This window comes from Microbacterium sp. Marseille-Q6648 (assembly GCF_943181415.1).
In the GTDB taxonomy this organism is placed as follows: domain Bacteria; phylum Actinomycetota; class Actinomycetes; order Actinomycetales; family Microbacteriaceae; genus Microbacterium.
Window position 1 is genome coordinate 1,129,949 of sequence record NZ_CALPBZ010000001.1, and the last position, 19,720, is coordinate 1,149,668.

A 19,720-nucleotide genomic window follows, 5' to 3' on the forward strand; every position below is an offset into this window, starting at 1 on the left:
TCATGTCATTCCCGACCCCGGTAAAAATCGCTGATGATCTCCGCGATGCGTTCCTCCGCTACATCGACACCGCGTACGCTCTACAGGATCGGGCGCTCGCCGACGAGCGGCGACGTCTGCTGCTCGAGGGCCAGGGGAACCTGTTCGCACCGCTCATGCTCGAGCCCGTCTTGCCCTACGACGGAGTCGCCTCGGTGGTCGAAGCGGCGCGCCAGGCGGCAGTCGCAATCCGCGACCTCGGCGACGTCGTCAAGGCAGTCTTCGGCGTTACACCAGATGCGCTCGGCGACGTCAAGCTGCGCAAGCACCAGGCGGCCGCGATCGCAGCGCACTTTGCATCGGATATCAGGCACAACCCGGTGGTCACATCGGGCACCGGCTCGGGCAAGACGGAATCCTTCCTCATTCCGCTCCTGACCCGGATCACGGCCGAGAAGAGGTCATCTAGTTCGCTGGCACCGATTCACGACTGGTGGGATCTGAAGCGGCAGACTGACGGCTGGCGGCCGACAAGGACTGTGGGGGCAAACCAGGCGGCGGTCCGGTCGGTGATTCTCTATCCGACCAACGCGCTGGTTGAGGACCAGGTCGCGCGGCTGCGGCGAGCTGTGCGCGGGCTCCGACATCAAGAGTCACCGATTGATCTTTGGTTCGGCCGCTACACCGGAGCGACACCGGGCTCAGGCGGAGTGCCGACGGGAAAGGTGTCCGCGCCCGCGACCGCCGGGGCGGCCCGGGATATGCGTGAGCTGTCGCGGCTGAATGCACGTCTTGCCGAACTCGACGATCCGGACCTGATGGCCCAGTTCCAGGACCCCTACGCCGGCGAACTCATCACTCGCTGGGACATGATTGCCACGCCACCCGACGTGTTGGTCACAAACTACTCGATGCTCAACGTGATGCTTATGCGCGACGTAGAGGAGCCGATCTTCGAGTCCACTCGGTCTTGGCTCCAGCGATCGCCCGATCACGTTTTCACCCTTGTCGTCGATGAACTGCACCTATATCGCGGTAGCGCCGGGGCTGAAGTGGGCATGGTCGTTCGGAACTTGGCATCACGGCTCGGAATCGAGCCGTCGTCCGATCAGTTCAGGATCATCGCGACGAGCGCCTCCCTCCCTGGGGATGACTCGGGCCTGGAGTATCTGGAGCGCTTCTTTGGGGTCGACCGATCTTCTTTTCTGATTGAGCCGGGGCAGCCAAGAGCGCTGGTGTCGGGCACGAGGCCGACGGCGGTCGACGTGTTGAGCGTCGCCTCAGATGAACTCGCGGAAGCCGCGGCCAGCGGTCAATGGGCAGAGACTATCGCCGCTGCGTGCAGTGACACCGGCGACCGACGACCTAGGGCGACGCGCATCGACACGATTGCGACCCGCCTCTTCGGGGACGATCCGTCGGCGTTGCCGACGCTCGCAGCGATGCTTACCGGTCTCGCTGCCGCGTCGAAGCCCGCAATCCAGTTCCGCGGTCACGTGATGATGCGAGGGATGCGCGGGCTGTGGGCTTGCTCCGACCCGGCCTGCCCTGGCGGAACCGATTCAGAGCCTCGACGAGTTGGCCGGATGTATGACACCCCGCGGTCGACGTGCGCTGACTGTGGTGCGCGCGTGCTGGAACTCCTCTACTGCTTCGAGTGCGGCGATGTCAGCCTCGGCGGCTACGTCGTTGATCGACCTGATCGCACCGCTGTTGTGCTGTCCACTACGCCGGTCGCCCCTGGCGAGAACTCTGGCGACTTCGTGTATCGAAGGAATGATGACGAGTACCGGTGGCTCTGGCTTGGCTCGCCGGTGCCTCACGCGCCCACTCGGCACAAGCTTCCCGCCGACATGGACGAGAATCAGGCGACTATCGAGACCAACTTTGGGGCTGCGACGTGGGATCCCAAGCTCGGCTCGCTCGTTCTTGGGGACTCTTCCGGAGGTGTCCCAGCAGTCGTTCTCAGCCACAACGCTGCGAGCGTTGACGGTGGATGGGCGCTACCTGCGCTGCCGGAAACGTGTCCACGCTGCGGCGGACGTCAAGATAACCGCGATGCGGCGGTGTACTTCGCCGGCAATGTTCGCTCGCCGATCCGTGCACATACTTCAGGTCGGGCGCAGCTGAACCAGATGGCGGTGTCTCAGCTGTTCCGTAGCCTCGGGTCCGAGGCAGCGGAGTCGAGAACGATTGTCTTCACCGACAGCCGGGACGATTCTGCGCGCATCGCCGCCGGGATTGCACTCAACAACTTCCGCGATCAGATGAGACAGGTCGTCCGGCAATTGCTTCACGGGCGGGAAAACCCTGTGCCAATTCTGCGCTCACTCATTCGTGGCGAACTCGGCGGCGACGATCTTCAGCGCGCGGAGTGGTTGCGCGCCAGCCGTCGCGAGCTGTTCGACAAGCTTCGGTTGGAGAGTCTTGGAGCCGCCGACTCCGCGGATGTGGCAATGATTGCCGCGGCGGAACGCGAAACTGAATCCCTTCCTTGGGCGACACTGATTCACGACGCCGAGCGGGTGATGCTGGAGGCAGGTGTGAATCCAGCCGGAGCAGGTCCTTCGGTCGCGGAAAGTGAAGGCGATGCGCCTTGGTATCGCGCGTACGAGCCGCCCGTCCGTGGGGCCTGGGAGCCCTTGGCCGACACGATTGCGCGGCCGATCAGACAGGACCGTCGCCGCCTTACGGCGACCGCCGTCGCGGAGGCCGTCTTTGACCGAGCCTCGCGTGATCTGGAGTCGACCCGGCTTGGGTTCGTCCGCGCGCGCCCTCTGGCGCCTGACACCTGGGGCTTCTCGGCAGAAATCGCGGGAGACGTCGTCGCCAGTGTGATTCGTCTACTGGGAATCGCCAAGCGATTCGAGGGCGGGTACGCGGCCCGATCGAACTCGGCGCCGAAGGTCGTAGGGGCTTATCTGAAGCGAGTGGCCGCGAAGCATCAAGTTGACTGGCAAACGCTTGCATCGAACGTCGGAGAGTTCCTCCGGGAGAGCGGCATCGTCGATGAGACTTGGGCGCTCAGGACCCAGACAGGGCAGGACGCCCTAGAGCTCAGGACGCCAGGTGACAGGGTCTGGGTTTGCGACAATTGCGGGACGACGCACCTCCATCCCTCCGCTGGTGTCTGCACCAATGAGGAATGCCCAAACGGCGTTCTCCATGAGGATGCGTGGTCGGAGGAACTCGACTATTACGGATGGCTTGCCTCACAGCCGCTCAGGCGCATGAGAGTTGCTGAACTCACCGGTCAGACGCGGCTGGCCGAGCAGAGGACTCGGCAGCGATTGTTCAAGGGAGCGGTACTTCCGGCGCCCGCTGAGAGCGCACTCGCTGATCCTCTTGACCTGCTTTCGGTGACGACCACGATGGAGGTTGGTGTCGATATCGGCTCGCTCCGCGCTGTCGCGATGGCGAATATGCCACCGCAACGATTCAATTATCAGCAGCGAGTCGGCCGGGCTGGACGTTCAGGGCAGCCGTTCTCGTTCGCTGTAACTGTGTCGCGGGATCGAGCGCACGATGACTACTATTTCCACGCGCCGGAAAAGATGACTGCGGCTGATCCGCCACCACCGTTCATCGACCTATCGCGGCCTCGGATTGTCCGCCGGGTGATTGCGGCAGAGCTTCTCAGACGGGCTTTCCTCGCTGGGAAGAATCCGCCGCGACGGACCGGCGACAGCATCCACGGGACGTTTGGCTTGACGAATGAGTGGGCGCAGCGACGCGCGGATGTCGGGGCATGGCTCCAAGTATCGGATGACGTTCCGATTGTCTGCGAAAGGTTCAGCGCGTACACGGCGCTAGATGTTGCTGACCTCAAGAGGTGGGCGCGGAACGGTCTGGTCAGGGACATCGACGAAGCTGTAGGTAACCCCTATTTCCAGCACGTCGAACTCAGCGAGTTGCTCGCGAACGCGGGCGTTCTTCCGATGTTCGGGTTCCCAACCCGGGTGCGGCCGCTCTACTCAAAGCCGGTCCGCGGTAGGGCTGATACCGAAAAGCACATCGTCGCCAATCGCGACCTTCGGATGTCAATCACGGCATTCGCCCCGGGGGCGGTTGTCGTTAAAGATGGGGCGGAGCACCTCGCAGTGGGCTTCGCTGCTTACAACTTCGTCGGGACGAGCGCACGTGCGAAGGACCCTCTTGGCGTAGCGCTGCCGGTTCATCGCTGCGGCCAGTGCGGGAGCCTCGACACCCGTCCGACGGACGCGTCACTCAAGTGCTCGGTATGCGGCGAGGAGATGAGAGCGTTTTCGCTTCACCAACCCGAGGGCTATCGGACGATCTACAGTCAGCCGGACTACGACGACTCGCACATCACGCCGATGTATGCGGGTTATTCCGAGCTTTCGACGAACACCGAGCTTGGGCAAGAGGTGAGGCTTCACGGGGTATCGATCCGACTCCTCGAGCAGGCTGAAGTCGTCGCGGTGAACGACAACAACCGGAAGCTTTTCGATCTGAGCCGTCTGCTGGACGGAACAGTGATCGCTCAGAATCGGGAGCTCTATCGGCGGCCGCTGCCCGACTTCATGCGGACGGGCGGGCAAGCCCTCGAGCCGGCGGCGATCGGTGAAGTCCGCCGCACCGACGTGCTGCTGCTCGGCCTTGATGGGCTGGCGCTGCCTGATGGTGCGGTCGCCACCCTGCCCTGGGCATGCCCCGCGGGCAAGGGCGCGTTGCTTTCCTTCGCCGAGCTGCTGCGCAACGCTGCCAAGGACTATCTGGATATCGAGCAGTCCGAACTGGAGGTCGGGCTCCAACCGACACGCAGTGGCACCACCGTCTCGGCGAGAGTGTTCCTTGCCGACGCTCTTGATAATGGAGCGGGGTATGCCCTCGAACTCGGAAACAGCTCGACGTTTGAGACGCTCCTGAACTCAATCCGGGAAGCGACGGGTTGGAGATTGCGCGAAAACCCGCACGGCGCAGCCTGCACGTCTTCATGCCCGGGATGCCTCCGCAACTATGAGAACCGCTTCAACCATTGGGCGCTCGACTGGCGACTCGGGCTCGACGTTGTGGACCTCGTGCTCGGCCGCAGCCTTGACCTGTCCCACTGGACTGAGCGCACCGACGCTCTGATGAAGAGCTTCGCTGGTGGCTACGGTCCGCACCTTCGGATCGAACAGGACACCGTAAACGGGCTGCCAGCGCTCGTTTCTCCCGAAGGCCGCGGCGCAGCTGTCATCATCGGCCATCCGCTGTGGCAGCATGACGAAGCACACTGGAATCCCGCGGTTCGGCATGCCGTAGCCGAGATGCGTGGCCGCCGTCTGTCCCACGTCACCGTGTCAGATGTATATGTTCTCGACCGAACCCCGATCAAGCTGTTCAACGCGTTGCTTAAGGGCGTTTGAAGGGCCGGACCGCAATCCGGCGGATCGTACGTCTCTCGACCGAAACCAGTGCGAGTCAGTGAGCTTGCGCGATCGCGACGGCTCGGGCCCACTCTTGAAGCGTCGGAACGGTCACCTCTATTTCCCGCAATCTCGCTAGATAGTCGGTGGCGAAAGTGTCAATCGCATTTGGTAGCGAAAGCTTGGCCCAGAGGAACGACTCTGCAAGCAGTTCCGGGGCCGACGTGAACGCGGCAATCTGTGTACTTCGGCCGCGACTGTTGTTGACGGCGACGTGGGGGCCCAGCTCGATTTGTAGGGGCGCGTCCACGAACATGATGGCCCGGCCGAGACCAGCCGACTCGCAGGCTTCAGCGAAGGACGAGAGATCGGACGCGCTAACGGGCTTGCCTCTGACCTCCATCGCAACTGCCACCTCTCCTCCAACGACAGCGTGGACATCGCCGGGGAAATCGCGCGACGGATCGTTGATCCGCCGGGTCCGGACACTTTCATACAGCAGGCCGAGACAAGCGGCCGCGAAGGCCTGAAGTCGGTGAGGTCGATCCGGGGCGTCGAAACGTAGGAAGTCCTCAACCGCGATTTGTGCCCCGCTAGCTGTGAGTCCGTTGGCCTTGATGGCAACGCTCCTCGAAACCGCGCTAACGGCCAAGGCTTCCCGCAAGAATGCGGCAAGTGCCTCGAGGGCGCCGGCCTGGTCGAGCATGTTGGCCTTCTGTGCTACGTCGACGAAGTATTCACGGTCGGCTGGGTGCCGTACCCGGTCAAGTTGATCGATGCGCTCGTACCGAAAGAACGGCTGGTTGTTCATCGGTTCCCGACCCGTGTTTCGAATCGAGAAGCGGTGCTCGGCCGCGGCGGGAACGATGATCTTGTGGCATAGGCCGCGCGCGCTGTAGGCGCTGGGGTTGCCCTCATCTGCCTTGAGGCTCATCGTGTCGACGGTGTCGTCTGTCGCCTTCGCGAGGAGGAGGGTGGCGAATGCGGGCGTCCAGGTTTTCGCGTGGAGATCGAATACCGCCCGCGCATGGCTTCGCCATTCCACGGGAAGCCGCATATCGCTTCTTGCGAGTGCGAGCGCTTCGAGCAGAACTTGCTCAGCGGCCTGATAGTCGAAGCTCATTGGTGAAGGGCCCTCCTCGGCCCACTCGGAGCGTTAGCTGATCAGAACTGCATCGCTCGTAGACCGGACGAGCCGGTCGTCGCTGTCTGTCTCGGCATCAATATATCCGAGCTGCAGCGTCAGTGCTCGAAGCACGGCTTTTCCGAGTTCGAGCGGGACTGCATTCCCAAGCTGACGCTGAACATCAGCTCGGCGCCCGATGAGGCGGAAGTTGTCGGGAAAGGTCATCAGCCGCAGAAGTTCTGGAACACGCAGCCGACGGGCTCGCAGCTCACCCTCCGCGTTGGGGAGGTTTTCCCAGTGGAAAGGCCCCACATACGGCCCCGGCTGCGCTTGCAGTGTGGAACTCGGCTTTTGGGGCGCGAGCCGCAACAGAAACGTCCAGTAGCGGGAACGCCATTCGAACTCATTCCGTCCGCCGAAACGAGAGGTATGCCACAGGTAGTTCTGCCCGCCGGGCACTTCAGCGGCGAGCTCGCCGTACTTGCCCTCGACCAACTCTCCCATTTCTGCGGTGGTTTCGAGCCCAGCGAACGCCTGCTCGGCCGTGACGTGGGGCACCTTCGAGGTGTCCCACGTCCGCGTCGTCTCACTGGGGCCAGCGTGAGTTGGTTCTGGGAAGTGAAACGCTCGACCGTCGCGACGGCCCACGATGAACACACGCTTACGAAGTTGTGGCACGCCGAAGTCCGCGGCGAGGAGTGTCTTCCATTGTGGGTTGTAGCCAAGCTCGGCCAACGCGGCCAGCAGCTGCGTGAAGTGCTTCTCGTGGGTCTTGTAGGTCAGCGCTTGCACGTTCTCGAGCACGAAAGCTTCGGGACGGGCCTGAGCAATCACGCGGACATACTCTTCGAGCAGGGACGCATTGGGGTCTCGGGACTCGCGCTTCTCGGCAAGCCAGAACCCCGACTTAGAGAACGGCGTGCACGGTGGTCCGCCGACGACGAGGGCCGCGTCACCCTCAGACAGGGACCCGATGCGCAGGAGTTCCGACGTGGGCGTATCCCGGATATCGCCAGGCCAAGTAGCCGTCTCTGGCAGATTGAGAGCGAGCGTGTCAAGCGCCTGTGCGGAATAGTCAGTCGCGACTGCGACCCGGAAGGGACCGGCCGAGGGAACAACCGGCGACAGGAGCGGCGCGTCAGCAACGCGCTCAACCGCAAGATCCAACCCGCCCGCTCCGGAGAAAAGGCTGATGACCGGTATCTTCGAGCCAATTGATGGAGTGATGGCTGGCAAGTCAACGGGCATGAAGTCATCGTATAGCGCCCCCACCGACACGGCCCTGACCTAGCAGCCAGTGTCCAGAACTTCCATGGTCTGGCGAGTGTCGGGGGCGCGCGAGTTCTAGACAGTTTTCGGCGCCTGTAATCCAATTGTCATCGCAACGAAGGCTGATTCTCGGACAGTAGCAGGCTGGCGAGTAGGTCCGCGGGTGTGCGATCGCCGAGGGTCATTCGTGGTGGACGATGCGGCCGCTCATCGCGGCGGCGACGGCTTGGTCGCCGAACACCCCACCCCAGCCAGAGAGCGGAAGGTTCGAGGTGAGAATCAGCGTCGCGTGTTCGCAACGAGACGACACCAGCTCGAAGAAGAGGTTCGCAGCGCCTGCCCGAATGGGATAGCCGACTTTCTCGACGATCATCCCCCCGCGACGGCGGAGCGGGGGGAGCTCACGAGGAGGGCACCCGCGGGGCATTGCTACCGATCAGGCGGGACGGCAGTGATGAGATCTTGAGCGCGGGTAGCCGGTCGTGGACGCATCGCGGATTGCACGTGCTTGAAGTTGAGCTTCCACAGCCATTCGAGCGACTCATCACTCGGATACGCACGTAACAGCGACAGGTTGCGTCGCGTGACGCCGATGCTGGTCAGGTCCACACCTGAGCGAGCGGTGACGCGACCTTCGTTCGGGTGGACTCGCCACAGACCGAAGTCCAGCGCGAGATGGTGATTGGCGCACAGCACAAGCCCGTTCTCCGGCTCGTCGGTTCCATTCGCGAACTTCGGACGCAGGTGGGCGGAAGCCAGTAGAGGACGAGCGCTAATCTCGCAGACGGCGCAGCGCGGCCCGTACCGCTCCATCACTTTGAATGCGAACCGCCGTTCATTCGTTTGGGAAGCGATCCGCCTCGCGAGCCACTCTGGGGCCGATTCCGGGGAGGCGAGAGCCAGGCGCATCGGGCCGAGGATCGGCTGTGGCACAAATGCGAGCAAGAATTCTTTCGCCTCGTCGTTACACGCTTCGACATAGGCGAGGCGCACCTCGCGCGTGGGGGCATCTTTGTGTCCGCTGACGACGAAGATCGGCAGACCGAGACGCATCGCGGTGCGGGTTGCCTCGATCTCAAGTTCGTCGTGCCCCTTCCGCTCGGTTTCAGGGAACTTGTAGATCAGGCCGGTGTCACTGAGACGGTCCGCGTAGCTCGACCCGTCGTGCCGGACTCCAATCGTGATGCCGGAGGGGACCGCGGTCGAGGCTGTGTGCTGCTTGTCGACCCAAACCCCACGAAACCCGCTGTAGATGCCCAGCGATCGGATCGTGGACGCCGGCGCGATTGAGTTGGGGTGCGCCTCAGACAAGCTGCGCCATCTGGACGCGCGCCACAGCAGTTGCTGCTCAAACGTGCTTGTAGACACGAACTCCCCGTTCCCCGGCGCCCACGGCCGATGATAAGGCCTCTTCGACTCTCCGCGCGGAGCGGGTTGCCCACGACCGGGCAAGGACGCGGTGCGCCTGCAAGAAGCTCAGACTTCTCCCTCGCTAGGCTCACGAGTGGGACAATCCAAGCGCGAGGAAGCATGCACGTACAAGAGATCCGACTTCAGCAGGTCCTCGAAGGCGCGAAGCAATACCGCGTGCCGCTGTACCAGCGGACGTACTCCTGGAGCCCGAAGCAGCTAGGCCGATTGTGGAGTGACGTCGTGGATCTGGCTGATGCGCGCGTCGATGATCCTCGCGCTACCCACTTCACCGGCTCTCTCGTTCTTTCCACGGGCGGTGTAGGCCCGGGCGGCTCGGAGTTCCTGGTCGTCGACGGTCAGCAGCGTCTCACGACGCTCTCGGTTCTGATTGCCGCGATACGCGACCACATCGCAAAGAACGAGCCGGATGCTCCTCAGAAGGTGGCGCGCCTCCACGAGACATATCTCACCGACCGCTTCAAGCACGGTGACGATCGGTTGAAGCTCCTCCCCACACAGGCGGATCGAACGGCGTTCAGGGCTATCGTCGACAATGCGGTTCTGGATGGAATGCACTCCGGCGTCATCGACGCCTATCGCTTCTTCCGAATGCGCCTCGTCGAGGCCGATGACCCCGACGACCCACACGACATCGACCGCGTCGCAGCAGCGCTCCTCGACGGACTCGTGTTCGTGGCCATCACCGCCGGCCATGACGATAACGTCTACAGGATTTTCGAGTCGCTCAACAACACGGGGATGAAGCTCACCCAGGGCGACCTGCTGCGCAACTACATCTTCATGCGACTCGGTTCTCGCGGCGAGGACGTGTACACCGCGGTGTGGCTTCCGATGCAAACGCTGCTCACCTCCGGCGACCTCGAGGCACTGTTCTGGATGGACATCACGTGGTCTATGCCCGAGGCGAAGCAGGGTGACATCTATGCACTGCAAGAGGCGCGCCTCTCTCGCCTGACTGATGAACAGGTCGAGGCCGAGGTCCGCCGGTACGCCCGGCTCGCCGGACTCGTAGCGCAGCTTCGGAATCCCGAGCAATGCCACGACCCCGAGCTCTGCGAGCGTCTGGCGCGCCTGAATGAATGGGGGTCCACGGCGGCCGACCCGCTCATGCTTCGAATACTGAGTCTTCAGGACTCTGGTCAATCCGCTGAAGGTGAAGCCGCCAAGGCGCTCGCCGTTCTCGAGTCCTACTTCGTCCGACGCTTGCTCATCAATGCTCCAAGCGGGGCGCTCTCCCGGATTCTCCTCCGCGCGGCTGGCGAGCTGGACGCCACTGATCTCGCGGCGTCACTTCACCGATACCTGTCCACTGGTAGGAAGTTCTATGCGACTGATCGCCAAGTCGCGGATGCAGTCGTCACGAAGCCGTTCTACTACTCGGGTCGCCCCACTCAACGGAAGACTCTGCTGACTTGGCTCGAGCGGATCAACGCGGGGAAGGAGCCTGCGTCGCTTGACGGCGCCACAATCGAGCACGTCATGCCGCAGACGCTGACCGACGCGTGGCGCGACAGTCTGTCGCTCGATCTCGGTGAGTTTGCGACGGTCGACGACCTGCACGAGGCTTACCTCCACACTCTCGCCAACCTGACGTTGACTGGGTACAACTCCGAGCTGAGCAACGCACCGTTCACAGCCAAACGAGCGCTTCTCGCCGAGAGCAATATCGCGCTGAACAAGCCAATTGCGGCAGAGGAGACATGGGGTCGACAGCAGATCCTCGGCCGCGGAGCTGCACTAGCCGAGAGCGTGCGGACTACGTGGGTCGCACCGCTCGCCGAAACCGATGTCGTGGAGTCGGGTGTGGCTTGGAAACTGGCAACCGAGGTGATCGAGTCCATCCCCGAAGGACGCTGGACAACGTACGGCAACGTCGCGACCATCGCGGGCACTCACCCGGTTCCACTTGGAGTGTTCCTCGGAAAGAACCCTGTCGCCAACGCGTGGCGCGTTCTGCAGGCGGCGGGAACCATCTCGCCCGGCTTCCGATGGACGCCGGGCAGCCCGAACGAGGGTCGCGACCCGAAGGACGTCTTGATCGAGGAAGGGATCGAGTTCGGCGCAGACGGACGAGCCGACGCTGAAAGCAAGCTCGAGGTCGCGGACCTTGCCGGTCTCCTCGGCGTTGAAATCGACGCAAATTCTGCAGGCGGTGAGTTCGACGATTCCGACGAGCGTGAGAGCGCCTATTTGGCACAGATGGCGGGAAGGTACACCCCGGCGACGATCCATGGGGTGATCGAAGTACTGCGAGCTTGGCGCGGCCTCGGGGGTTATGTCACCTTCGGGGCCTCAACCGACATCGGCGCGTTCCTGCATGTGCGAGAACCGGGTTCGGCATCACACGTCTGGCCGCTGGTCATATATAGCTACGGAAGCGTCGAGGTCGTTTTTCAGTGGCTCGCGAGTCGGCCGCCTTTCGATGACGCGCGCATGCGCGACGAATTCCGGAGTCGACTGAACCAGGCGCGAGGCGTCGCCATCGACAACTCGAAGCTAAAAGTCCGACCGACGTTCTCGGTCGATGTCCTCGCAGACGTCAACGACCGTCAACGGGTCATCGACGCACTCGAGTGGTTCATGGAGGTGATGGGCGAGCATGATCGCCTCGTACAAACAGACACCGCGGGCGCGCTTGGCACGATCCACTTCACGCTCGACGGTGAGGAGCGCCAGCTCTCGCGGGAGATAGTGATCGAGCGGCTTCAGGGGCACGCTCCGGGAAACGTTCTGACTTACTGGGTCGACGTGGATGGCGTCCGCTGGCCAGTCAAGCAAGTGTTTGCGATCGCACTCGGCATCGAATCGAGGCAATTCCAGTCCTGGGACGCGCGTCGGCGACTCGAGACTCTCGGATTCGAAATCGGCCGCAACTGACGCGAGAACTTTGTACCCAGTCGACCTGCGTTGTCTCGTACTCATTCTTACTCCGACAATCAGACATCAAGCGGTCGGGTGCGGCGCAGTGCTCGTCGTCGAACGGCTGCTAAGCGGAGCGCGCCAGCGCGGAGTCTGCAAGGAGTGAGCGCCGAGAACGGAGGCGCGACCGATCGCTACACTCTCGGCGTCGGAGGAGGCGCCCATCAACCCGACATCAGTTGCGACGTATTGCTTCATCTATCCACATCTCACCTCGGTCGCGTTGACGACGGCTCATCTGTGTCCGACACTGGCCGAATACGGACCCTGAAGCCGGCACGAGCGGAGGTCGAGATGGGCTACATCACCCCGTATGAGACGGCGAAGGGCCGTCGCTATCGCGTGCGCTATCGCAAGCCGGATCGCACCGAGGCGGAGAAGCGCGGGTTCACGACGATGCGCGAAGCGAAGCTGTACCTCTCCATGGTCACGGTGTCGAAATCGAAGGGCGAGTACATCGATCCGTCCTCATCCCGGGTTCCGGTCCGGATGTTCGCGGACAGCTGGCTGAAATCGAAGCAGCCGCCGATGTCGAAGCCGTCGTATTACGCGACGCTCGAGCAGGCGTGGAAGAACCACGTCGCGCCGGTGTGGGCCGATCGGGAGATCTCGTCGATCCGGCGCTCAGAAGTTCAGGATTGGGTGTCAGATCTCGCGACGAGGAAGTCGCGGACGGTGGTCCTTCGCGCGCTGGGGGCTCTGGCCGGCATCCTTGACGTTGCGATCGACGATCGACGCCTCGCGAGCAATCCGGCCCGCAACGTCCGCAATCTTCCGCGGCACGGTCCGGGCAAGCGCCGCATCTATCTCACACATGACCAGGTGGCGACGCTGGCGGCGTGCTCGGCACATCCGACACTCGTCCTCACCCTCGCTTACTGCGGTCTGCGGTGGGGTGAGGCGACGGGGCTGCGGGTGCGGAGCGTGAACCGGCTGCGTCGACGCTTCGTTATCGAGGAGAACGCGGTCATGATCGCCTACGAGATCCACGTCGGCACACCCAAGACGCAGGAGCGCCGTTCGGTCCCCTTCCCCGCGCGTCTCGCCCCGATGATCGAGCAGGCGTGTGCCGGCAAGGGCCCGGAGGGACTGCTGTTCGGCGACGGTGTCAATCACATGCGCAACTCGGGCGACAAGGGATGGTTCGCGAATGCGGTTCGGCGGGCGCAGGAGTTCGATCCATCGATTCCGAGACTGACCCCTCACGACCTCCGTCACACTGCCGCATCGCTCGCGATCAGCTCGGGCGCGAATGTGAAAGCTGTGCAGCGGATGCTCGGCCACGCGTCGGCGGCGATGACACTCGACACGTACGCCGATCTCTTCGAGGACGATCTGGACGAAGTCGCAACGCGACTGAATGCGCAGATGCCGTTGGTGGCTCTTCCGTCGGGTCCGCAGACCCGATACGCGCGACCGCATTGATCGGCCGAGCACGAACTCAATCCCACCGATTGCCGATCGCAGTCATCGAGGATGGACGCCTCGAGCCGGAATTGGGAGCAGGGCGCGCTCCAGCTTGTGGCCGGGGGCGCCAGCCACTGGCACCTAGATCGCTGGCAGGATCTGCTCAGCGACCAAAACCCAGTCCTTCGATGAGGGAGCGGACGACAAGGTTCGGTCGATTGGCCGTGGCGGCTTGTTGCCGGTGACCCTCTCGAGGCTCTCGGTGCGACTCGGACCGGGACCACTTCTGGTATGAGTGGCGGCCTTGGACCTCACTTCATTGTTTCTCCTGGTCAAGATGCCCGCTACCGCGGCCATCGCAGTCTTGAACGCCTGATACTCGCGATGACCCTCGGACGGCCCGTGAGTATCGGACCTCCACCAATTAAGTGGCCGGTCATCGCGTATCGCGTATCTCAACTCCTTGAATGACATCCGGAGACACCAAAGCGCTGCTTCCTGGTGACGGTCAAGATCGTGCTCAAGCGCGATGCGAATTAGAAGCGATTCGCATCGACCTTCAGCAGATGCGGCAAGTCCGACGATCTCACTTCTCCGGTTATCGGACAGAGGTTGCCCGTGGTTCCCATATCGCGAATGAAACTCCCACAGCTTCCACGCCGCGAACAGATCGCCGTGAGCCTGGTAGAGGGCGGTGGCCGCGGCGAGATCTCGTTCCGTACGTGCGTCATCTTCGGCTCGGCGCCGCTCAAATCGGCCGATCACGAAGAGGGCGAACAATGCCACGACCACAGCAACTACGACGCCCGAAAGGATGTCGCCGACGACCGCCTTCCAGAACTCCATGGTCAAGATGATCGCATAGCGCGGACTACCACCACTCCGCCTGCCGCGCCGATATCGGGCGTCCCTCGGGTCCAGCTCGGGTCAGACGTGAAGTCCGCGTAGCTGACGCTCGGGGCACGCGTCGACGGCGAGGACTCTGGACCCGTGTGCCGATGTCTTCGCCGGCGATTTTGAATGTCCTCGCGACGAGACTGATCGACCAAACGCCGTGGCTGACGCCTGCCCTCGGTTCGCGAGCTCGCTACGCCCGACCTCGACGACTGAAGTAACTGCGGAGAGCAGATTGCTCACTTTTCGACGGGGCAGGATCCCGTGCGAAACGCTTCATTTCGGCCCTCCAAGACGCCGCACGAAGGGCCTTGAAGTGGCTTGTCGGCGCGCCCAAATTTGAGAAATGCGGGCAAAAAACGGGCAAAAGCGCGATTTCTGTGGTCTAACCACAGAAGGAATCCCTGGTCAGAAGCAAAAAAAGACTGTGCCCCTGGAGGGACTCGAACCCCCAACCGTTTCCTTAGGACGGAACTGCTCTTCCATTGAGCTACAGAGGCTGGCGGCTCCAGTGTACCCAGAGGCAAACCAGCCCCACCGCTTGCAGGAGCCGCGGGCGACCTCGGAAGGAAGGAATCCGCGGCCCGAGATTGAGACTGCGCTACGTCGACGAGGCCGACATCGTCCCCTGACGCCGCTGCTTCGCCCGCGCCCCCAACCACCGTGCCAGCCGAACGATCGCGGAAATGACGATCGTCACCAGACCGCTGATGAAGAGCACCGCGTACATGATCGACAACGCTGAGCCCCAGCTCGTATTCACGTCCATGATGGGAAACCACAGAATCATCGCGACGAAGCTCAGGACGAGCTGCAGCACACCCCAGAACATCCCGTTGGTCGCGAGGTGACGGATGCCACCCGTCGTCCGAGCGCCCTGGAACGGCACACGAGACTCCACCATCTCCACGTCGATGAGCGGGTGGCGCACACGAAATGACACCGGTTCAGCGACGACCAGTTCGGTCGAGAACACTCGTCGCCCACCGATAGGCGCAGGACGGAAGAACACCCGGTTCTCGCCCTCGCGCTCGAACACACCGAGATACGTCGGCTCGTCGTCGGCATCATGGGCCTCGAGGATGGGCGATCCGAACTGGAAGACGATCGGCCGATCGCCGTCGAAGTTCTTGGACGAGACATCCGCGCGTCCGCTCGACCACATCTGAAGCGTCACCTGCATGGGCCAACCGGGCGGGGCGCTGGTCCGCGGCGTGGCCGGGCCCGGCTGTTGCGGTACCGGATGCAGCGGGCGCACGCCGAGGAAGTACGAGACTCGCCGCTTCGGGTGAGTAGCCCGATGGATGGCGACCGGCACCGCGATCGTCGCAAGCAGACCGATCACAGCGAGAACGACGTCGTCCATGACTCATGATGACGTCGACTTCGGGTCGATGGCTAGAGGTTCAGCCCAGGGCGGTGAAGCGGGCGGTCGCGCCGCGAAAACGCGCTCACGTCATATCGACCACGAGGGCTCGGGGAGGAACCAGGCGGCTTCTCTGACCGGCTGTCGGAGAGCCGACGGTGGACGACGCCGTGATCGCCGCATGGGCGGAACAGTCCCCCCACCTGCGCCCAGACCCGCGCGGGGACGGACGAGCCCGACGACACTCGACCATGCGCATCGGCGACCCGATCACGACTGATCGGCGGGTACGAGGGGATGGCGATCGGCTTGCGACTACGCGGCGTCTGCATGGCTCTGACATTCGATACAGGCCGCAGCGTGGGGAAGCACCTCGAGCCGGCCGGGGGCGATGGGGCGCCCGCACCGGGTGCAGAGTCCGTAGGTCCCGCGAGTGATGCGATTGAGCGCGGCGGTGATCTGCTCGATCACCGCGCGGTGGGATGCCGCGGTTTGGAACGCGACGGGATCCACGGTCGGCAGCGCATAGGGCTGGAGCGCCTGAAGGGTTGCGAGGCGCTCCTCGAGTTGTCGCTCGAGTGCGCGCTGCACGTCGGCGAGCGCAAGACTCGGCGGAGTGGATGTGGTCATGGTGTCCTCCTGGATACGAAAAACGCGCCGCAGATGCGACGCGCTGATGGGTGTGAAGCCGTTTCTGTGTGCGGCTGTCACGGGGGCGCGGCGCGAGACGTGAAGGTGACGATCAGTCCCCTCACGACGTCCCGCCGGGGCGGGAGCACCTCGTGGCGCGCGCCCGCAATCTCGACCGCGGCGGTCACCACGGAGGCGTCTGAGAGACGCTCGATGCGGTGCCGATGGGCCATGTCGGTCATGCCCATCACCATAGCCCGGTTCCTAGAAAAGGCAAGTCAGCGGTATTTTTCTAGCCTCAGCGGCTCAGCGCGCAAACGTCACGTGCACGGTTCCGCTCTCCGACACCTGCGAACGAACCGCGTGCGTCTGATCGAGCCCGCGCAGCCGCTCCCACACCGGGTTTCCGCGCCCCAGCACGACGGGCGCGATCGCGACGTGCAGGTCGTCCACCAGCCCCGCCTGCAAGAACGCGCGCGCGGTGCGGATACCGCCCCCGACCCGCACGTCCAAGTCGCCGGCGTCGGCCGTCGCCTCGTCGAGCACCGCCTCGAGGGATCCTGAGCGGAAGTGGAAGACCGTGCCGTTCGCCATCTCGATGGACGGACGCTGGTCGGCGTGGGTCAGCACGTAGACGGGGTAACCGAAGGGCGGCTCGTCCCCCCACCACCCCCTCCACTCGGGGTCGTCGGGGTTCGCGTGCAGACCGAACATTGCCGCGCCCAGCCGCGAGGGTATCGGCAGCGGCGTGGTCGAGTCTCGACACCGAGAACCGGCCGCGACGCAAGCCCGTGTCGCAGCATCCCGCGATGGCGCACACTTGACCCATGTGGTGGAGCTTTCTGAAGGCGATCAAGAACCGTGAGCACAAGGTCGCCCCGACGACGTGGGTGGTCGGCCTCGCCGCACTCGTCTATACCGTCGTGCCGATCGACCTGATCCCCGAACTCGTGCTCGGGCCGCTCGGCTTCGCCGACGACCTCGGCATGTGGGCCATCTTCGCCGCGCTGTTCGCGCGCGAGCACGGCCGATGGAGGGCCGAGGTCAAGGCCGGCAAGAAGTCCCACACCCACTCCCCATGACGAAGCGCACGATGAGCCTTCCGAAGCGCACCGACCGACTCGTGCTCGACGCTCTGGCGTCGAGTGACCGAGACGCGTTCGTCGCGTATCGGCAGGTGCCCGACGTGGCGCGGTGGCAGTCGTGGACTCCCGACTACAGCACCGCCGACGCCGATGACCTCATCGCCGAGCAGCCGTCGCAGATCGAGCTGGGGTCGGGCAACTGGATCCAGATCGCCATCCGGGATGCCGCAACCGGCGAGCTGCTCGGAGACGTCGCCGTGCACTCACTCGCCGACCAGCCCGACACCTACGAGCTCGGGGTGACGCTCATGCCGACGTCGCAGGGGCGCGGCGTCGCGACCGAAGCGCTCTGCGCGATGGTCGACATGCTGTTCAGCGAGTACGGCGCCCACCGGGTGTTCGCGATCACCGACGCACGCAACGAGCCGGTCGCGCGGCTGTTCACGCGCCTGGGCTTCCGGCACGAAGGACGCAACGTCGACGCCGACTGGTTCAAAGGCGAGTGGACGACGATCGACACATGGGCGCTGCTCGCGCGCGAGCGGTGAGTGGGACGGATCCACTCAGGGTTTGGATGCCGGCACCGCGCCGCGCCAGGTGGTGATCGCTCGGCGCGTGTCGTCGCTGATGTCGGCGGTGCGGAGCCATTCATCCAGATCGAGCCGGTCGTAGACGCTGCGAAACGCTGACTCGGCTGTGTGCCCGTGGCGGGTGAGGATCGCGTGGCGCTCGTCGACGTGGAACGTGCGGGCGTGCAGGGCAGTCATCGCCTCGGCGTTCGTGAACGATTGCAGATAGTCGGCCAGGGCGGCATCCGTCGTGACGTCGAGCGCGCGCAGCAGGACGGCGGCGATAAGGCCCGTGCGGTCCCAGCCGGCGCCGCAGTGGAACAGCACGGCGCCCTCGTCGGCGCGCGCGATCGCGGCGAGCGCCTCGCTGAGCCGGTGGGGCAGGTCGCGCATGTGATCGAGATAGTAGAGAGGCGTGCCCCATCGTCCGTCGGCTTCGATCGGCTCCCAGAAGTGCCGTTCGTCGCCGTCGAGGTCGACGACCACGAGGTCGATGTCGTCCGGAACCCCGCCCGAGCGCTCGTCCGGTCGGCGCAGGTCGATGACCGTGCGTACGCCGTGGTCGCGGAGCGCGTCCCAGCCGCGGGGAGTGACGCGGTCGAGCACTTCGGCGCGCACGAACACACCGTGCGGTGTCGTGGAACCGTCCGCGCGCTCGAGGCCGCCGAGATCTCGGGCGTTCGCGAGCCCGTCGATCGTCACGTCGCAATGGGCCATCGGTCGAGTCTGGCACAGCGAGTCATGAGGCCACGGGTTGTGGTCGGCTCGGGCGTGGCACGGGCGTGAGGCAGGCGCAGGGTGGGCCCGCTCTCGCATGGCTCGTCGAGACTCAGTGAAAGGGGGCGAAGCATCGCGCTGGCACCTGGTCACCGAAGTCGAATCAGCGTCGCTCACGCACAGGGGCTTGCAGGGTGACGTCTCCCGCCACACCGTTGACCTGCCGATACACTCCGAAGCTGGTCAGGTGCCGCTTCTCCAACTCGGCGTCGAGGAGAACCCACGCATCCGCGATGCTCTCGGGGGCGACATCGAACGTGACCGTTACGCCTTCGGAGGCCTCCGGTGTGACGATTCTTTCCGCCGTCCCTGAATCGGGGCGCTCAACGGTCCCAGCCGAGACGATGATCTGGTCATCGCGCCTACCGTCGTACAGCAGCACGAGCTCTCCGTCAGCCACCGGCAGACGACCGCACAGGTCACCGACGGCGAGGCCGATCTCAGTCTCGTCGAGGACGGAGGCGCTAAGTCCCCAGAGAGTAAGGCTGGGCAGGGCGGTAAGGGACAGATTCATCATGACCTCCATGGACTTGCTCCGGATAGCGTCCAGGCGGTGCTGGACGTGGACCAGACGTGTCGAGGCATCGGTGATCTGCTGCTGCAGAACATCCACCTGGTGGATCAGGAGCGACTCCAGCTCGGACTGCCCTATCCGCGGATCCAGTAGTTGCCCGATCTCGGCCAAGCCGAACCCGAGCGCGCGTAGCTCCGTGATGGCTCGCACGCGCCCCAGTTGGCTGTCCTGGAAGCGCCGATAGCCGGTCACGGGATCGGTGACAGCTGGGGTCAGCAGCCCCTCGCTCTCCCAGTGCCGCAGCATGCGCCGCGAAACACCGGTGCTGTGCGCGATCTCTCCAATGCTCAACATGTCACCCCCACCAGACCGCATCACA

15 protein-coding genes, 1 tRNA gene and 1 pseudogene are annotated in these 19,720 nt (G+C 64.0%); 5 read left to right on the forward strand and 12 right to left on the reverse strand.

Annotated features, from left to right (window positions below; all coding sequences use genetic code 11):
* The first annotated feature begins 2 nt into the window (after positions 1-2).
* Positions 3-5,351 (forward strand): DEAD/DEAH box helicase, encoded by a 5,349-nt coding sequence (locus tag NFR93_RS05385; RefSeq protein WP_251450623.1) that lies wholly within the window; start codon positions 3-5, stop codon positions 5,349-5,351.
* A 55-nt stretch (positions 5,352-5,406) separates the two neighbouring features.
* Here NFR93_RS05385 and NFR93_RS05390 read toward each other — a convergent pair whose 3' ends face one another.
* From NFR93_RS05390 to NFR93_RS05405, 4 genes and pseudogenes are all read right to left on the reverse strand, one after another.
* Positions 5,407-6,474 (reverse strand): restriction endonuclease, SacI family, encoded by a 1,068-nt coding sequence (locus NFR93_RS05390; RefSeq protein ID WP_251450625.1) that lies wholly within the window; start codon positions 6,472-6,474, stop codon positions 5,407-5,409.
* A gap of 33 nt (positions 6,475-6,507) precedes the next feature.
* Positions 6,508-7,725, reverse strand: coding sequence for a DNA cytosine methyltransferase (locus NFR93_RS05395; protein WP_251450627.1), 1,218 nt, complete (start codon positions 7,723-7,725; stop codon positions 6,508-6,510).
* A 208-nt stretch (positions 7,726-7,933) separates the two neighbouring features.
* Positions 7,934-8,155 (reverse strand): annotated as a pseudogene (locus NFR93_RS05400) (ATP-binding protein); the annotation flags it as partial.
* A gap of 20 nt (positions 8,156-8,175) precedes the next feature.
* Positions 8,176-9,114, reverse strand: coding sequence for an HNH endonuclease (locus tag NFR93_RS05405; RefSeq protein ID WP_251450629.1), 939 nt, complete (start codon positions 9,112-9,114; stop codon positions 8,176-8,178).
* A 162-nt stretch (positions 9,115-9,276) separates the two neighbouring features.
* Between NFR93_RS05405 and NFR93_RS05410 the strand changes: the two genes are divergently transcribed.
* Together NFR93_RS05410 and NFR93_RS05415 are read left to right on the forward strand one after the other, a co-directional pair.
* On the forward strand, positions 9,277-12,057 hold the full coding sequence (locus NFR93_RS05410) for a GmrSD restriction endonuclease domain-containing protein (protein ID WP_251450631.1): 2,781 nt from the start codon (positions 9,277-9,279) through the stop codon (positions 12,055-12,057).
* Positions 12,058-12,393: 336 nt separating this feature from the next.
* Positions 12,394-13,524, forward strand: coding sequence for a tyrosine-type recombinase/integrase (locus NFR93_RS05415; protein WP_251451517.1), 1,131 nt, complete (start codon positions 12,394-12,396; stop codon positions 13,522-13,524).
* Positions 13,525-13,647: 123 nt separating this feature from the next.
* Here NFR93_RS05415 and NFR93_RS05420 read toward each other — a convergent pair whose 3' ends face one another.
* The 6 genes from NFR93_RS05420 to NFR93_RS05445 form a co-directional block, all read right to left on the reverse strand.
* Positions 13,648-14,352: a hypothetical protein gene (locus NFR93_RS05420; RefSeq protein WP_251450633.1), complete on the reverse strand. Its 705-nt coding sequence runs from the start codon at positions 14,350-14,352 to the stop codon at positions 13,648-13,650.
* A 476-nt stretch (positions 14,353-14,828) separates the two neighbouring features.
* Positions 14,829-14,900: transfer RNA gene (locus tag NFR93_RS05425), tRNA-Arg, on the reverse strand.
* A 101-nt stretch (positions 14,901-15,001) separates the two neighbouring features.
* A complete protein-coding gene (locus NFR93_RS05430) occupies positions 15,002-15,766 on the reverse strand; it encodes a hypothetical protein (RefSeq protein ID WP_251450635.1) in 765 nt (254 codons plus the stop codon).
* Between the two features lie 315 nt (positions 15,767-16,081).
* Positions 16,082-16,396 (reverse strand): TraR/DksA family transcriptional regulator, encoded by a 315-nt coding sequence (locus NFR93_RS05435; protein WP_251450637.1) that lies wholly within the window; start codon positions 16,394-16,396, stop codon positions 16,082-16,084.
* A 77-nt stretch (positions 16,397-16,473) separates the two neighbouring features.
* The gene (locus tag NFR93_RS05440; protein WP_251450639.1) at positions 16,474-16,638 is read right to left on the reverse strand and encodes a hypothetical protein; all 165 of its coding nucleotides are present in this window, start codon (positions 16,636-16,638) and stop codon (positions 16,474-16,476) included.
* 64 nt (positions 16,639-16,702) lie between these two features.
* Positions 16,703-17,110, reverse strand: coding sequence for a dihydrofolate reductase family protein (locus NFR93_RS05445; protein WP_251450641.1), 408 nt, complete (start codon positions 17,108-17,110; stop codon positions 16,703-16,705).
* Positions 17,111-17,223: 113 nt separating this feature from the next.
* Here NFR93_RS05445 and NFR93_RS05450 point away from each other — a divergent pair, with 113 nt between their 5' ends.
* A complete protein-coding gene (locus tag NFR93_RS05450) occupies positions 17,224-17,478 on the forward strand; it encodes a YkvA family protein (protein ID WP_251450643.1) in 255 nt (84 codons plus the stop codon).
* Entirely contained in the window at positions 17,475-18,029 is a 555-nt protein-coding gene (locus tag NFR93_RS05455; RefSeq protein WP_251450645.1) for a GNAT family N-acetyltransferase, read from the forward strand. Before NFR93_RS05450 ends, NFR93_RS05455 begins: the two co-directional genes overlap by 4 nt.
* A 15-nt stretch (positions 18,030-18,044) precedes the next feature.
* Here NFR93_RS05455 and NFR93_RS05460 read toward each other — a convergent pair whose 3' ends face one another.
* A complete protein-coding gene (locus NFR93_RS05460; RefSeq protein WP_251450647.1) occupies positions 18,045-18,767 on the reverse strand; it encodes a tyrosine-protein phosphatase in 723 nt (240 codons plus the stop codon).
* Positions 18,768-18,930: 163 nt separating this feature from the next.
* A complete protein-coding gene (locus tag NFR93_RS05465; protein WP_251450648.1) occupies positions 18,931-19,695 on the reverse strand; it encodes a MerR family transcriptional regulator in 765 nt (254 codons plus the stop codon).
* Positions 19,696-19,720 lie beyond the last annotated feature (25 nt).

Bases quoted from the DNA above. Each gene is read 5' to 3' on its own strand.
- NFR93_RS05385 (WP_251450623.1), top strand. From the start codon at position 3: ATGTCATTCCCGACCCCGGTAAAAATCGCTGATGATCTCCGCGATGCG.
- NFR93_RS05390 (WP_251450625.1), bottom strand. From the start codon at position 6,474: ATGAGCTTCGACTATCAGGCCGCTGAGCAAGTTCTGCTCGAAGCGCTC.
- NFR93_RS05395 (WP_251450627.1), bottom strand. From the start codon at position 7,725: ATGCCCGTTGACTTGCCAGCCATCACTCCATCAATTGGCTCGAAGATA.
- NFR93_RS05410 (WP_251450631.1), top strand. From the start codon at position 9,277: ATGCACGTACAAGAGATCCGACTTCAGCAGGTCCTCGAAGGCGCGAAG.
- NFR93_RS05415 (WP_251451517.1), top strand. From the start codon at position 12,394: ATGGGCTACATCACCCCGTATGAGACGGCGAAGGGCCGTCGCTATCGC.
- NFR93_RS05420 (WP_251450633.1), bottom strand. From the start codon at position 14,352: ATGGAGTTCTGGAAGGCGGTCGTCGGCGACATCCTTTCGGGCGTCGTA.
- NFR93_RS05430 (WP_251450635.1), bottom strand. From the start codon at position 15,766: ATGGACGACGTCGTTCTCGCTGTGATCGGTCTGCTTGCGACGATCGCG.
- NFR93_RS05435 (WP_251450637.1), bottom strand. From the start codon at position 16,396: ATGACCACATCCACTCCGCCGAGTCTTGCGCTCGCCGACGTGCAGCGC.
- NFR93_RS05440 (WP_251450639.1), bottom strand. From the start codon at position 16,638: ATGACCGACATGGCCCATCGGCACCGCATCGAGCGTCTCTCAGACGCC.
- NFR93_RS05445 (WP_251450641.1), bottom strand. From the start codon at position 17,110: ATGTTCGGTCTGCACGCGAACCCCGACGACCCCGAGTGGAGGGGGTGG.
- NFR93_RS05450 (WP_251450643.1), top strand. From the start codon at position 17,224: ATGTGGTGGAGCTTTCTGAAGGCGATCAAGAACCGTGAGCACAAGGTC.
- NFR93_RS05455 (WP_251450645.1), top strand. From the start codon at position 17,475: ATGACGAAGCGCACGATGAGCCTTCCGAAGCGCACCGACCGACTCGTG.
- NFR93_RS05460 (WP_251450647.1), bottom strand. From the start codon at position 18,767: ATGGCCCATTGCGACGTGACGATCGACGGGCTCGCGAACGCCCGAGAT.
- NFR93_RS05465 (WP_251450648.1), bottom strand. From the start codon at position 19,695: ATGTTGAGCATTGGAGAGATCGCGCACAGCACCGGTGTTTCGCGGCGC.